The sequence below is a fragment of the Arthrobacter sp. StoSoilB22 genome, from assembly GCF_019977315.1.
Lineage (GTDB): Bacteria > Actinomycetota > Actinomycetes > Actinomycetales > Micrococcaceae > Arthrobacter.
Map to the genome: position 1 here is coordinate 2,071,896 of NZ_AP024652.1, position 13,145 is coordinate 2,085,040.

The 13,145-nt window shown below is 60.3% G+C and carries 14 protein-coding genes; 9 read left to right on the forward strand and 5 right to left on the reverse strand.

From position 1 onward, the window contains the following. Positions 1-267 precede the first annotated feature (267 nt). Together LDN70_RS09720 and LDN70_RS09725 are read right to left on the reverse strand one after the other, a co-directional pair. Complete coding sequence (locus LDN70_RS09720; protein WP_223942460.1) at positions 268-810, reverse strand: P-loop nucleotide/nucleoside kinase family protein; 543 nt, start codon at positions 808-810, stop codon at positions 268-270. Beyond that, positions 810-1,457 carry a bifunctional 4-hydroxy-2-oxoglutarate aldolase/2-dehydro-3-deoxy-phosphogluconate aldolase gene (locus LDN70_RS09725; protein ID WP_018778619.1) on the reverse strand — a complete coding sequence of 216 codons (648 nt, stop codon included), beginning with the start codon at positions 1,455-1,457 and terminating at the stop codon, positions 810-812. The genes LDN70_RS09720 and LDN70_RS09725 overlap by 1 nt, the downstream gene beginning before the upstream one ends. Before the next feature lie 207 nt (positions 1,458-1,664). Between LDN70_RS09725 and LDN70_RS09730 the strand changes: the two genes are divergently transcribed. The 9 genes from LDN70_RS09730 to LDN70_RS09770 all read left to right on the forward strand — a co-directional run bounded on the left by LDN70_RS09730 (position 1,665) and on the right by LDN70_RS09770 (position 9,795). Then, positions 1,665-2,585, forward strand: a complete 921-nt coding sequence (locus LDN70_RS09730) for a Gfo/Idh/MocA family protein (protein ID WP_223942461.1) — start codon at positions 1,665-1,667, stop codon at positions 2,583-2,585. Beyond that, positions 2,578-3,573, forward strand: a complete 996-nt coding sequence (locus LDN70_RS09735) for a LacI family DNA-binding transcriptional regulator (RefSeq protein ID WP_223942462.1) — start codon at positions 2,578-2,580, stop codon at positions 3,571-3,573. Before LDN70_RS09730 ends, LDN70_RS09735 begins: the two co-directional genes overlap by 8 nt. Next, complete coding sequence (locus LDN70_RS09740; protein ID WP_223942463.1) at positions 3,570-4,136, forward strand: VOC family protein; 567 nt, start codon at positions 3,570-3,572, stop codon at positions 4,134-4,136. Before LDN70_RS09735 ends, LDN70_RS09740 begins: the two co-directional genes overlap by 4 nt. A gap of 4 nt (positions 4,137-4,140) precedes the next feature. Further along, positions 4,141-5,040, forward strand: coding sequence for a sugar phosphate isomerase/epimerase family protein (locus LDN70_RS09745; protein ID WP_223942464.1), 900 nt, complete (start codon positions 4,141-4,143; stop codon positions 5,038-5,040). Continuing rightward, on the forward strand, positions 5,040-6,032 hold the full coding sequence (locus LDN70_RS09750) for a Gfo/Idh/MocA family protein (RefSeq protein WP_223942465.1): 993 nt from the start codon (positions 5,040-5,042) through the stop codon (positions 6,030-6,032). Before LDN70_RS09745 ends, LDN70_RS09750 begins: the two co-directional genes overlap by 1 nt. A gap of 124 nt (positions 6,033-6,156) precedes the next feature. Next, positions 6,157-7,347, forward strand: a complete 1,191-nt coding sequence (locus LDN70_RS09755; RefSeq protein ID WP_223942625.1) for an MFS transporter — start codon at positions 6,157-6,159, stop codon at positions 7,345-7,347. Positions 7,348-7,376: 29 nt separating this feature from the next. After that, on the forward strand, positions 7,377-8,411 hold the full coding sequence (locus LDN70_RS09760) for a Gfo/Idh/MocA family protein (protein ID WP_223942466.1): 1,035 nt from the start codon (positions 7,377-7,379) through the stop codon (positions 8,409-8,411). Positions 8,412-8,547: 136 nt separating this feature from the next. Beyond that, entirely contained in the window at positions 8,548-9,297 is a 750-nt protein-coding gene (locus LDN70_RS09765) for an SDR family NAD(P)-dependent oxidoreductase (protein ID WP_110504157.1), read from the forward strand. Positions 9,298-9,342: 45 nt separating this feature from the next. Beyond that, entirely contained in the window at positions 9,343-9,795 is a 453-nt protein-coding gene (locus LDN70_RS09770; RefSeq protein WP_223942467.1) for a VOC family protein, read from the forward strand. A gap of 102 nt (positions 9,796-9,897) precedes the next feature. On the opposite strand, the gene LDN70_RS09775 is transcribed toward LDN70_RS09770, so the two are convergent. From LDN70_RS09775 to LDN70_RS09785, 3 genes are all read right to left on the reverse strand, one after another. After that, entirely contained in the window at positions 9,898-10,413 is a 516-nt protein-coding gene (locus tag LDN70_RS09775) for a carbohydrate ABC transporter permease (RefSeq protein ID WP_244296440.1), read from the reverse strand. Between the two features lie 341 nt (positions 10,414-10,754). After that, complete coding sequence (locus LDN70_RS09780; protein ID WP_223942468.1) at positions 10,755-11,597, reverse strand: carbohydrate ABC transporter permease; 843 nt, start codon at positions 11,595-11,597, stop codon at positions 10,755-10,757. Positions 11,598-11,742: 145 nt separating this feature from the next. Further along, positions 11,743-12,999 carry an ABC transporter substrate-binding protein gene (locus LDN70_RS09785; RefSeq protein ID WP_223942469.1) on the reverse strand — a complete coding sequence of 419 codons (1,257 nt, stop codon included), beginning with the start codon at positions 12,997-12,999 and terminating at the stop codon, positions 11,743-11,745. Between the last annotated feature and the right edge of the window lie 146 nt (positions 13,000-13,145).

A 13,145-nucleotide genomic window follows, 5' to 3' on the forward strand; every position in this document is an offset into this window, starting at 1 on the left:
GATCTGGGCACCTGGTGTGCGGGGCCGGGCCGCCTGTTAGTGCGTCCGACCGGTTGACGAAATGCCAGGGGAGGCGGCCGGTGCGGGGCGGGCGGCGCTGCTTGCCAATAAGCGAAGAAAGCTTTCACAAACCTCCAGGCTCCGAATGAGATCGGTTGCTGAGATCGGTTGCATTCAACAATACGGATGGAATGTGATCTTTGTCAATGCACAATAGCGACGTTTCGTCCCATGCCAACGCCACTCAGGGCCCGTCGCGAGGCTGCGTCAATCGAGGGAAAGCGGTGCCTCGTTGTCGAAGTCCTGAAACTCCACACCTGACCAGGTGCATTCGAGGCGGCCGTACGTGGCCCAGTAGTCATCCCAGTGTGCGAGCTTCCAGTTATCGCGCTCCAAAGCACGCTTGATGAGTCGCGAACGCAGGACGTCTTGGGGCACCCGGACTCGTATCACGGTGATCTCGGGAGAGGGCCAGTGGAAGTCATTTACCGCACGGGTCAGGTAGCCCGGATCGTCAAAATAGGCCCCGAAGGGGGCATCGAGGACTACGGAGCGGCCGAGGCGCAGGTTTACTCCTGCCACATCCATGAGGGTCTCGTACTCAAGGGGCAGCAGATTGGCGCGATAGTAGTCGTTTGACTCGCGGTCGGTTGGGTCATGCCCCGTGGCGGTCAGTGCGAATTCGACGAAGCGGCCGCTCACCCGGTCCTTGTCCAGGTAAGCCGCTTGATGCTTCTCAGCCGTTTGTTGCGCGATGGTTGTTTTCCCTGAGCCGGCTGGTCCAATGACGATGAAGACCTGGGGAGACATTATCCGCGTGCCTCTGCTACTGCTGCGAGGAAGGCTCGGGCTGCTTCGGTGACGCGGGTGAAGTCCCCGTCAGGCTGCCATGCCTTGGTAACGTAACTGCCCACGCCGACGCCCGCCACGCCTGCGGCGAACCACTCGCCAACATTTTCCAGTGTGACGCCACCTGCAGGCATGATCGGCAGGTGCGCCAGAGGTGCGAGCACTGCCTTTGCGTAGGCCACCCCGCCGGCCTCGGTGGGGAAGAGCTTGAGGATGTCAGCTCCTGCCTCGGCGGACTCAACGAATTCCGTGGGTGTGAAGGCTCCGCTGATGGTTGGCACCTGATAGCGGTTCGCGGTCCGGATCATCGCAGGGTTCAACTGGGGGCTGACGAGGAACTCGGCGCCAGCGCGGATGCATTCGTACGCGGAGTGCTCGTCAAGAACCGTTCCCGCACCAACCGCCACTCCGCTTGGTCCATGCTTTGCGGCCAGGCGCCGGATCACCTCGACGGCCCCGGGAATCGACAGGGTGATCTCCAATGCCCGGAAGCCACCCTCGATGGCAGCCTCCGCGACCTTCTCGGCAACCTCGGCGCTCTCAAGCCGCACAATAAGGACAGCACCGGACTCGTCGATGGTCTGCAGGGTACGAAGTTTCTTATTCATGATGGCCTCTCTCTGGCCGGGTGGCTCTTTTGCTCCAGCCAAACCCGGCTCTATTGATGTTTCGTTGACAAACTCTCCCACCATCCATAGTGTTATTGCAACCGATCTCAGCAACCGATCTCATACAAGGGGGTATTGCGGTTGACTAAAGTACGAACAATTATTCTTGGTGCATCCCATTGGCATGTTCCACTCTGCGCACAGGCCATGGCCGAAGAACACGACATGATCGCAGTAGGCGACGATGATGTCTCCCGTGTGCAGGTGCAGAAACTGGCAGACGGCTGGGGAGCGCCGGTTGAAGCTGACTGGCAGAAACTGGTGGATTTGCCCGACGTCGGACTCGCCTATGTGTTTGGTCCCCACGAGGGAATGGCAGAAAAGTGCATGGCCCTGATCGAGCGGAAAATTCCGTTCGTCGTGGAAAAGCCATTGGGCACCTCCCTTGGCGAGCTGGCCACCGTGCGTCAGGCCGCCGAAGCAGCTGGCGTACCGGCCACGGTGCCCCTGGTGCAGCGTGGCGGCCCGACGGACCAATGGCTCGCCAAGGCAGGCCGGCCAAGTTATCAACGGTCCTCGTTCATTGCTGGTCCGCCATCCCGGTACCTCCACAATGCCAATCCCTGGATGCTCGATCCTTCCAAGGCTGGGGGAGGCTGCCTGGCCAACCTGGCCCCTCATTTTGTTGACCTGTTTCTACGGGGCACCGGCGAATCAGAGCTGCAGGTGCAATCCCGGCTCTCATCGGTTCTTCACGGCCAGGATATTGAGGATCACGCAAGCCTTATCCTCACTACGCCCGAGGGCCGCGAAACCATCGTGGAAGTCGGCTACGCATTCCCGGGCTCGCCGCTGAAGCGGTACTGCAGCTTCACATCGGTCGGCGAAGCGGGATTTGCCGCCGTTGATTCCGACGGCACAGCTACTTTCACGTCGACGGACGGCACCACGGTAGTCGACAAGATTAATGTCGACAGCGACCCACTCTACGATCCTTTTGTCAGAAGTGTCGCCCGGACGCTGGAAGATGGATTCCAGGGCCTGACAACGCTGGCCCAGCTCGAAGATGTCATGCGCCCCATTTGGCAGGCCTATGACGATCAGCACGGAGGAAGGGAACATGCCTGACTTGAGTATCGACGTCGTCGCTAAAGCCGCCGGGGTTCACCGGTCAACGGTCTCCCGGGCGTTCTCACGCCCTGAGGCAGTGAAGAGTGAAACGCGCGAGCATATCCTTCGGGTCGCCGAGGGACTTGGCTACACCATGAGTCCGCTGGCACAGGCGCTTCGTCGCAAGACCAGCAACATCATCCCTCTGATCGTTCCTGACATTACGAACCCGTTCTTCGCGGAACTTGCCAAGACGATGACACAAGCAGCTGACGAGCGCGGCTACCAACTCATGCTCTGCGTCACCAACGGCGACCCTGCCAAATCCGACGGTTACTTCACGGCCATGCAGGCGATGTACGCCCCGTTCGGGATTGTGGCCCCCTCCACAAAGGTCGATACCGAGGCGCTGAAGCGATTTGCCTTCGGCCACAGGGTCGTGGTGATTGACCGCGTGGAAGGCGACGACTCCGTTCCAACGGTTACCGTCGACAGCCGCAAAGGAATCATGCTGGCGTTGGATCACCTGCATTCCCTGGGGCATACCTCGATCGGATACGTATCCGGTATCGCCGGGACACACACGGCCCAGGACCGGATGGACGCCTATCTGGAGCTCACCGCCCAAAGCGGCAGCACACCTGTGGTGCTCGACAGCGGGTCAGACCTCGATGCGGGCACGCGCGGTGCGGAGCATTTCCTGGCTATGGACCATCCACCCACAGCGATCATTGCAGCCAACGACATGGTGGCTTTCGCGGTGATTTCGGCGCTCGGGCGAAGTGGCCTTCGGGTACCGGAAGACGTGTCGGTCATCGGGTTCGATGGGCTCGCCCTAGGTGCCCGCTTCAACCCACCACTGACAACTGTGCGGCAGCCAATCGCAGACATGGGACACATCGCCATCGAACTGGCTGAAAAACAAAATGTTGACGGTTCCGTGGACCATATCGTCCTCGAACCCGAACTTCTGGTCCGCGGCTCCACCTCGGAGCTCCGCAAATGAGCGGGGCGCAGGAGCAGAGGCTTCGGCGCCTGCCGGGGCTCCAGCACACGGACCACGTCGGTTTGACGGTTCCCAACCTTGAAGAAGGCATTCGCTTCTTCGTAGACGTTCTTGGAGCAGAAGAGTTATACCGCTCCGAACGCGGGCCGGACGAAGAGTTCATGCCCACGAACTTTGAAGTCCCGGCAGATGCCAAGCTCACGCTCGCCATGTTGCGGCTGCCACCGAATCTCAATATCGAGCTTTTCGAGTGGAGCAGTGCTGAGCGGCGGGAGACGCCACCGAGGCATTGCGACGCCGGAGGGCACCACCTGTGCTTCGTTGTGGATGACGTCGATGAAGCCATTGCCGTGCTGCAGGAGACGCCTGGAGTACGTGTGCTCGGTGAGCGCAAGGAAGTTGCCGGCGATAGCCCGCGCGTAGCCGGCAACCGCTGGACCTATTTCGTAACCCCTTGGGGCCTGCTGATGGAAATCGTGGATCGATCCCGCGTCCCGGCCCCTCCCCGGCTGGTCGGTCCCACGGACTGGACAGCACCTCCAAACACTTCAGAAAGGACATAGAACAATGCGGCTAGCGGGTCACACACTCGGCACCCCGAACCACACGGTTCCCCAAGCACTTAGTCTCTTCCGGGCCGCAGGGCTCGATGCGGCCGAAGTCATCTACCAGGACGACTACAAGTCCGGCTTGCCCTTAGGGGACCGGCACTCCGCGACGGAGGCACTCAAAGCGTCCGAAGGCGAAGGCATACCCATCGTGGGACTAACGCCGTACACCACCGCCATCAACTCACTGGACGATGCCGAATGGCGCAAAGCTGTCGACGAATTCCGTGGAGCCATAGATGCCGCACAACTCCTCGGGGCTGACAGGGTCCGCGTCTACGCCGGCTCCTGGCACCCCGGAGACACCGACCACGCTGCGCGGTGGGGGCAATTGCGCAAAGCCTTGGAGACCCTCGCACCCGAAGCCCATCAAGCTGGCGTCCGCCTTTGCGTAGAGAACCACTTCGGCACGATGACCCAGACCGCAGCTGACACCGCGGCACTCGTCCGGGAAATTGCCCAGCCGTCCGTCCGCGTGCTCTACGACCAGGCCAACCTGACCTTCACGCACGACGAAAGCTACGAAGAAGCCTTCGCCGTCCAAGGTGACCTGATCGGCCACGTTCACGTCAAAGACCTCGTCTTCACCGACCCGACGGCGACCTTCCGAGCCTCGGAGACGGCCAGGGTCAACGCCTCAGAGCGTGCAGTCCGGTCACGTGTGGTCGGAAGCGGCGTTGTACCGTGGTCCCCGATTCTCGCCGCACTGCTGAAGCACGGCTACGACGATGTACTGAGCATTGAACTCGAATACCGCTGGCACCCGCAAGATCTCCCCACCCCCGAGGACGGATTTCGGGAATCCGCCGCGGTCCTGCGCTCAATGCTCACTGATTTGGCCCAAGTAAGGAACGCCTGATGAACACCAACCGCCTCCGCGTCGGAGTTATCGGCGCCGGCAACATCGCCACCATCGCGCAACTGCCCACCCTCGTCCAACGGGACGACGTCGAGTTGGCCGCCTTGGTCTCCCGGCGCGAAGATCCCAGCAGCCTGGTGCGGCGCTGGGGCTTCAACGCCGCCTACAAGACAGTGGAGGAGATGCTGGCCGCGCAGGAACTGGATGCAGTGTTCGTGCTGACCCCGCGCTCCGAGCACGCCCACGCCGTCGAGCTTTGCCTCAACCGCGACGTGGACGTGTTCTGCGAGAAACCGCTTGCCCCAGCGACAGATGAGGCAGAACATCTGGCAGACCTCGCCGACGAGCGGGGACGGATACTCATGGTTGACTTCAATCGGCGCTATGCACCCGTCTACACGGCCGGCCGGGAGGCTTTTGGCGACAAAGGCGCCACCTTCTGCGTAGCTCAGAAGAACCGCCCTGGATCCGAATACCGTGCAACGTTCGAGAACGCCATCCACATGGTCGATCTCCTGCGCTGGTACTGCGGGGGCGAACCTGAGCACGTGGCCGCCCACGCTGCTGGTGAAGATCCTTGGGAAGAAGACGGAATCGCAGCGACTATCCGCTTCAGCACCGGTAACACCGGTGTCCTGATGGCAGCCCGAACAGCGGGAGCATGGAACGAGAAACTGGACGCCTACGGTGACGGGAAGACCGTCGAAGTCAGGGCGCCCGAAACAGTTTCCACCACCATCAACGGCGTCACTACCTCACGGGAACTCAGCGCCGAAGCGTATGGCTGGGCTACTGCGACAGACACCCTCGGATTCTCAGCCGCCGTTCACCATTTCCTTGACCGGGTGGCCGACAGGGCCCAGCCGCTGACTTCAGGCCGCGAAGCAGTACGCACCCAGCGCCTGCTGGACCAGATCCTCGCCGCGGCCGGCCTGCCCACAGAGGAGCAAACGGGGCGCGAATGGGCGAGCCACGCAGTCAACGCAAGCTGAATCTTTACTCACGTAAGGAGGTGTCACCATCGCTCTCCTTCGTGCTCGTAGGGATGCATCGGATGTCTTCGGAGCGGGGAAGCGGCCACTTCGTGGGCGTTTCACCGCCCTTGCCGGCATCCTGCTGGTTGCTTTTAGCGCTCGCGAAGCGGTTTCGGCGGCGTCTCCGCTCTTGGGCCGAATTGGCACGGACCTTCCCTTTGACGCCCTGACCACAGGAATTCTCGGAATGCTGCCGACCGCCAGCTTCGCAGTGGTGGGCTTCGCTGCCCTTCCGCTCCTGCGGCGCCTCCAGCTGGAGCACCTCCTGGTGATTGCGATCCTGCTAACTACATTGGGTCAGCTAGGCCGCGCAGTGGGATGGAATGTCCTGGCATTCCTGGTGTTCACCTGTGTCGCCATGCTCGGGATTGGTCTGGTCAATGTCGTGGCTCCACCTCTCCTGGCGAAGTACTTCCCAGACAGAATCGGGCTTCTCGCAGCGATCCACGTCACACTCCTGGGTGTCAGCACGGCAGTGGCCGCCCAATTCGCCATTCCCTTGGACGCTCTTTATGGCTGGCGTTTCTCCATCGGTATCTGGGCTGCCCTCAGCGCGTTGGCTGCGGTCCCGTGGCTGATTCTTCTTGTGGCCAGAAGGACCGCCGTTGCCCGCTCGGGGGACTATGCAGCGGAGGGCAGGCAGTTGCCTTCTGCGAATGGAGTCAGACCGTGGCGATCAGCTATCGGCTGGGGCACAGCATTGGTTTTTGCTGGTTGTTCCAGCAATACTTTTGCGGCGCTCACTTGGCTCCCGGCTGTCCTCGTTGACAGAGGACTGAGCCAGGAAACTGCCGGATCCATGCTGGCGCTCTATTCAATTCTTGCTCTGCCGGTCGCTTTGATTGTGCCCATGGTTGTTGTGAGGATGTCCCGGCCACTACCTGTTGCCGTCCTGTTTGTCGTAGCTTTCGCCTTAGGCTACGGCGGAATCATGATGGCGCCGCCAGCTTCGGCAGCCTTGTGGGTCGTCATTGCCGGGCTGGGCCAGGGCGCCTATTCCTTTGCATTCATCATGATCAATAAGCGAACACGAACGCAGTCCGGTTCAGGAAGTCTGTCTGCGTTTTCCCAAGGAACCGGCTATGCCCTCGCAAGCGTCGGCCCGTTCCTTTTCGCGCTCCTGCACACTCCCGGGGATGGTTGGCTGCCCTCGTTCGGCATGCTCGGTGTCTGGCTCCTGGTGCTTGTGGCAGGGGCCATCATGGTCAACAAACCACGCATGCTTGAAGACACCACAGTCTGGTGCCGCCGTTCCAAGCAACCGATTCACTAATTTCCGAACCAACTCAAAGGAGAGATTACATGAGCACCGCTTATGGCCCTGGGCCTGATCTTTGCGCCTCCGACATCATGACGACGGCGACACGGCCCCCGCGCGTCGCCGTGGTGGGCGCGGCCGGGTGGGCAGGATCCCGTCATGCCCGGGCTTTCGCCCAGGTGGGCGCCAACGTCACCCACCTTGTGGAGAAGGACGAACGGGCGGTTTCATTGGCTGACGAGCTGGGCGCGCGCGTGGTGCCCGGCATCCAGGACCTTCATTCTGATCAACTGGACTTGGTCGTCGTCGCGCTACCCACCACTCTGCAACCGGAAATCTGTGCAGATTTGCTGAACAGGGGATTCCGGGTGCTGACGGAAAAGCCCGTGGCGGCAGATACAGCAGGTGCCGCCGTCGTGTCCGCCGCCACAGGAGTGAACGAACGACTCATGGTGGGGTATACACTCCATCAGCACCCCGCCGTCGAACTCCTTTCCGAGTGGATCCGAGACAACGACGTGATCGCTGTCAACGTTCGATCGGTCGCCCACAAGGAGACCATCGACTCATGGCGCGCTGATCCGGGTGAGGGCGGCGTTGCGGTGGTAAACGGCATTCATGCCATCGAACTGGTCTCTTCGTGGTTCGAGGGTGACCCAAAAGTCCTTGCCACAAGCGTCAGCAGCAGCCTGTACGGGTCTCCGGTACCGGAACACGTCCTTTCCACGCTCGAATTCCCGTCTGGCGTGGTGTTCACTCTGCAGACTTACTGGTCTCCCTGGCAGGAACCCCAAGGGCTCAACCAGGGAGATTGGAGCCTCACCGTGGATGTTCTGGCCACTGGCGGCCGTATGTTGTGGTCAAACGATTCCCTTCACGTGTGGAACCGTGACGGCGGACAACAGGAGAAAAACTTCGAGCCCTCGGACCTCTTCCTGCGCCAGGCAGCAGCAGCCGTGAGGTTCTGCAGGGGTGACGCGCCTGCCGTTACGTTTGCCCAGGCGCTCCGCGCCACGGAAATCGCCGACGCCGTTCAGGCGGCCTCGGCCTCCGGCGCTCCGGAGGTGCCAGCCCCCTAAGCACCAATCGAACCGATCGAAGGTCGACCCGCCGAACCGAGCATTATCGAGTAAGGAAAATGAACATGAAACCAGCACCTCACACTCCGACCGCACGAGCACTGCGCTCGAGCTGCACCCGGAACGGAGAGAACCGATGAGCCTCAAAGACCAAGTGGTCCTGGTAACCGGATCAAGCGGAGGAATCGGCGACGCCGCGGTCACCGCACTCATAGCCGCCGGAGCCAGGGTCATCGGCGCCGATCGTTCACCCAAAGAGGACCAGTCCTTGGAGGCGTTTTACCCCCTCGACATCACCTCGGAACAACAATGCGCTACGGTCATCCAGGACATCCAAGCCCAACACGGCCGTGTTGATGTCCTCATCCATGCAGCAGGAGTGCTCGGCCCCACCCCGGACATCATGGAAACAACCACCGAAGAGTTCGACTCCATCCTGAGGATCAACGCCACCGCGACCTTCACCATGGTCCGGGAGACCGCAAAATCCATGCTTGAGACCGGCACGGCCGGCTCCATCGTGGTCCTGTCCTCAGTTGCGGCCAAAGAATCACGCCTCAACTACCTGCCCTACAACGCGAGCAAGCTCGCCGTCCTCCACATCATGTGGTCCTTTGCCGAACTGCTCGGACCCAATGGAATCTCTGTAAACGCGATCGCACCAGGACCGGTGAACACACCCATGTGGGCACAATTTGCCCGGGATTCCGGTCCGGACGCTGCAGCCAACCGAGCGAAGAGGGCAGCGCAGCTGCCGATGCGCCGGTTCGCTGAACCCGATGAAGTAGCCCGGGCCATCCTGTTCCTTTCAGATCCCGACAACCGCTACATCACGGGGGTGTCCTTGGACGTGGCCGGCGGGGCACATCTGGGAATAGGAACCTGAAACACCCGACAGAGACGGGTCCCTGACCTACGAAGGAGACACTTAATGCGACATCACCACACTGCCCTGCACGTCACGGATATGGAGCAGAGCGAGCGATTCTACGTGGATGGCCTCGGACTGGCCCGTTTGGATGCCTGGACGTCGGGACCATATATCGGAGAACTTTACGGCCGTCCTGACGTGACCGTCAGAGCCATGCTTCTCGCTACCGGCGACGGATCCTTCAGGCTGGAACTGGCACATGCCGAGCCGCTATTGCCAGCAGTCGATCCATCACGGGCGCAACCGGGCACAGCTCACCTGGCCTTTACAGACATTGACGTTCGAGAGGTTTACGCCAGGATGACGGCGCTTGGTTACAGCGCGGTATCCGAACCCGTTGCCCCGACCTCGGGCCCCATTGCCGGCGGGTGGTTGGTTTACCTCCTCGATCCTGACGGAAATCGCGTTGAGTTGATTCAGCCGCCAGAATGGCGCCCAAGCCAGGACACGTAAGTCGCTCGCTGGCAGAGAAGCAGGCCCCGTGAGCCGTCGGTGACGGTCACAGGGCCTGCTTTTTGTATGTTGCGGGAGAGTGCGGCGGATTGGTGCGCCGGGTTACCCCTTGACACCACCGGAGGTCATGCCGGCCACAAACCAGCGCTGGAATGCCAGGAAGATTGAGAGAACAGGGATGAAGGCAACGACGATGAATGCGGCGAAGAGTCCCCAGAAGCTCCCGAAGCCTGTGGTTATGTATCGCACTATGCCGTTCTGGACTGTTTTCATGTCTTCTGTGGTGGCCAGTACAGTGCCGACAAGGAAGTCATTCCAGACGAAGACGAAGATGAAGATGGCCACGGCGGCGATACCGGGGCGGATGAGCGGGAGAATGATCCGCCACAAGATCTGCATGCGGGAGCAGCCATCGATGGCCGCCGCTTCCTCTATTTCGACGGGTATGTTCTCAATGAAATTTCGTAGAAACAGGATGGTTTGTCCGCAAATGATTGCCGTGTAGACGATGATCATCATGGGGTAGGTGTTGATCAAGGCGGTTTTGACGAACATGGAGTACAGCGCGATAAAGACCACGATCGCCGGGACCATGGACAGGACCAGAATCCCAGTCATCAGAGTTTCCATGCGGCGGCTCCGATACCTTGTGGCTACATACGCTGCAGGGATGCAAATGGCCAGAGCAAGAACGATCGAGCCGCCAGCATAAATGAGGGAGTTTGCGAAAAAGCGGATGTTGGTCGAGGTCAGAAGGCCGACATATCCCTCGGATGAGAATGGGGCCGGTATCCATCTTGGCGGGAATTCCAGTGTGCCTGAACCGGTCTTGAGTGACGTGGACACAATCCATGCGACCGGGGGGAGTACCACCGCTGCGGAGAGGATGATGTACGCCCAAGCCGGAACGGCCTTAATGAAACTGGCCAGGCGTCGTTGGCGGCGCGGAGTTGTGATGCTCACAAGCTTTCCTTCCGTCGGAAGCGAATGGCGACGAGGGTCAGGGCGATATTGACGGCGAATAGCAGGATTGCCGTTGCTGAGGCTCCCGAGAGGTCAAACTTGTCGAACATCTGGTTGTAGACCCGCATGGACAAGGTTTCTGTAGACCCGATGGGGCCTCCTCGTGTGGTGACGAGGATGATGGTGACCATCTGCACATAGAGCATGAGAAGGACGATCACGACGGAGACGATGGTGTTGCGCAAGTAGGGCAGCGTGATGTTCACGAACTGGTGCCAGATGCCGCCGCCGTCCATTTTGAGGCTTTCCCGGAGCTCCTCCGGAATCGTTTGAAGGGCGCCCAGGAAGAGGAGCATGGCTTGCGGATAGGACCACCAGGCTGTCATGAGAGTTACTGCAACCAACGCACTGGTGGGAGATGAGAACACGTCAGTGGGACCGAACCCGAGGGACTTGGTGATCGCTGATGCCGGACCATAGTTGGGGTTGAGGAACCAGAGCCAGATTGTTCCTGCAGTGGCCTGTGACATCAACCAAGGCAGGAGGAAGAGGCTCCGGACCGAACGCTTGAAGCGGTGGAGGTTGTTGAGCACGATGGCAGAAAGCAGCCCCGCCGGGAGTGCGATAACCAAGGCTCCGAGCGAGAAAACCAAGGTTGTCCAGATGCGGCTTGGCAGATCGGAGTCTGAGAACAATCGGACAAAGGAATTCAGTCCCGAGAATTTGCCAATCTGGTAATACGACGTCTCGTGTAGGGCCGTCCACGCTGTGTAGATGAGCGGCCCCACGAACACAAAGAGGAAGACGGCGCTGACTGGCAGGACGTAGAGCCATACCATTCGATCCCGACGGACCCGGCGAAAACTTGGGGCGCCCAAGGGAGACGTTGCGGTATTGCGTGGGCTGCGGGTGGGGCTTTCGGTTGACATTATCTGTCCCTTCCAGGGGGAGCCTGATTTCCCAGACTCCCCCTATTTCGGGCGGCTACTTCTTGTTGGCCGCGTCCTGGGCGGAACGAATAAAGTCGCTGCCTGATGAGCCGTTGAGAGTCAGCTTCTGCCCGGCTTGGGAGAGGCCAGTGGCAAGCGCGGTCCATGTGTTGGAATACGTGCGTGGTTCACTGTTGGTCTTGACGTAGGCCGCGATGTCGTTGACGGTCTTGGCCTCTGGAGTGGAGAAGAACGGTTGCTGGTAGGTGGCGGCACGGGTGGGTACCTCACCGCCGGTTGCCATCAGCGCACCGGCTTCCGGCCCGGTCATGTACTCGATAAACTTCCAGGCAGCTTCGGTGTTTTTACTGCCGTTTCCGATGCCCAAGGTCCATCCAATGGTTGTCCCTGTCGTGTCGCCGGTACTCGCCATCGGCAGGGCCGTCCACTTGAGGTCCTTGTTCTGCGAGCCGAAGGAAACCGCTCGTTCTGTGCCCAGGACCGCCATCGCGACAGTGCCGCTCGCCATGCCGTCAGCTACCGTGCCGTACGTGTCAGAAACGACGTTGCTACCAAGAGCCTTTGCGTCCCTGAGCTTGGCCAGGAAGTCACCGAACTCGTTGCCTTTGGCTGTCGCGAAATCAGCTTGACCATCCTTGTTCCAGATTTCCTGATCCACCTGGGACATGAAGCAGTTAAAGAAGGTACTGATGATGGCCGAGTTATCTGTGTCCGAAAAGCCCGTCCCGAATCCGGTAAAGCCAGCGGCAGCAGCCTTCTTGGCAACTTCAACAACCTCGTTGTATGTGGTCGGGACGGTCGCGCCGATCTGGCTAAGGATCTTTTGGTTGTAGTACAGGGCACAGGTTCGGTATTCGTACGGCACGGCAACCGGCTTGCCGTCGGGCCCCGCAAGAGTGTCGGTGGGACGAAGCCAATCAGTTACCTTCGAGGCGGCTTCAGGCAGAGGGGAGTAGACGCCGGCAGATGCCATCTGCGGAACGACGGGAGTGAACATCTTGAAGACATCAGGGGCCTGACCTGCTGCCGCTGCCTGAGGCAGTCTGTTCAACATGTCGCCCAACGAAACGACGGAGAGGTTGATCTTGATGTCCGGGTTGGCCGCCTCAAACTTGGCAATGTTTTCCTTCAGTGCCTTTGAACGCGGATTAGCCTGGCTGGGATCGAGGAAGTCCCAGTAGTTCAGAGTCACGGGACCTTTGGGTTCCGAAGCTGACGGTGAACAGCCACTGAGGGCAAGGCCGGCCACAACGGCTGTTACGAGCGCCAAGCCCCATCGCTTTTTGATCATGAGTTTCTCCTGTGAATGGGTGTGCTGATGTGGGAGCATGCCGTGCTCAAGCGACGCGTGCTAAATGCGGGACTTCGACGGTGGGGAGAATCCGATTGGTTCATCGAATCTCTCCTTTGAGATCGGTTGCATTTTCAGAAATAGAA

Excerpts from the sequence above, each read along its gene's own strand:
- LDN70_RS09745 (WP_223942464.1), top strand. The coding sequence starts at position 4,141 with ATGCGGCTAGCGGGTCACACACTCGGCACCCCGAACCACACGGTTCCC.
- LDN70_RS09720 (WP_223942460.1), bottom strand. The coding sequence starts at position 810 with ATGTCTCCCCAGGTCTTCATCGTCATTGGACCAGCCGGCTCAGGGAAA.
- LDN70_RS09725 (WP_018778619.1), bottom strand. The coding sequence starts at position 1,457 with ATGAATAAGAAACTTCGTACCCTGCAGACCATCGACGAGTCCGGTGCT.
- LDN70_RS09780 (WP_223942468.1), bottom strand. The coding sequence starts at position 11,597 with ATGGTATGGCTCTACGTCCTGCCAGTCAGCGCCGTCTTCCTCTTTGTG.
- LDN70_RS09750 (WP_223942465.1), top strand. The coding sequence starts at position 5,040 with ATGAACACCAACCGCCTCCGCGTCGGAGTTATCGGCGCCGGCAACATC.
- LDN70_RS09775 (WP_244296440.1), bottom strand. The coding sequence starts at position 10,413 with ATGACTGGGATTCTGGTCCTGTCCATGGTCCCGGCGATCGTGGTCTTT.
- LDN70_RS09765 (WP_110504157.1), top strand. The coding sequence starts at position 8,548 with ATGAGCCTCAAAGACCAAGTGGTCCTGGTAACCGGATCAAGCGGAGGA.
- LDN70_RS09735 (WP_223942462.1), top strand. The coding sequence starts at position 2,578 with ATGCCTGACTTGAGTATCGACGTCGTCGCTAAAGCCGCCGGGGTTCAC.
- LDN70_RS09730 (WP_223942461.1), top strand. The coding sequence starts at position 1,665 with ATGGCCGAAGAACACGACATGATCGCAGTAGGCGACGATGATGTCTCC.
- LDN70_RS09770 (WP_223942467.1), top strand. The coding sequence starts at position 9,343 with ATGCGACATCACCACACTGCCCTGCACGTCACGGATATGGAGCAGAGC.
- LDN70_RS09785 (WP_223942469.1), bottom strand. The coding sequence starts at position 12,999 with ATGATCAAAAAGCGATGGGGCTTGGCGCTCGTAACAGCCGTTGTGGCC.
- LDN70_RS09740 (WP_223942463.1), top strand. The coding sequence starts at position 3,570 with ATGAGCGGGGCGCAGGAGCAGAGGCTTCGGCGCCTGCCGGGGCTCCAG.
- LDN70_RS09760 (WP_223942466.1), top strand. The coding sequence starts at position 7,377 with ATGAGCACCGCTTATGGCCCTGGGCCTGATCTTTGCGCCTCCGACATC.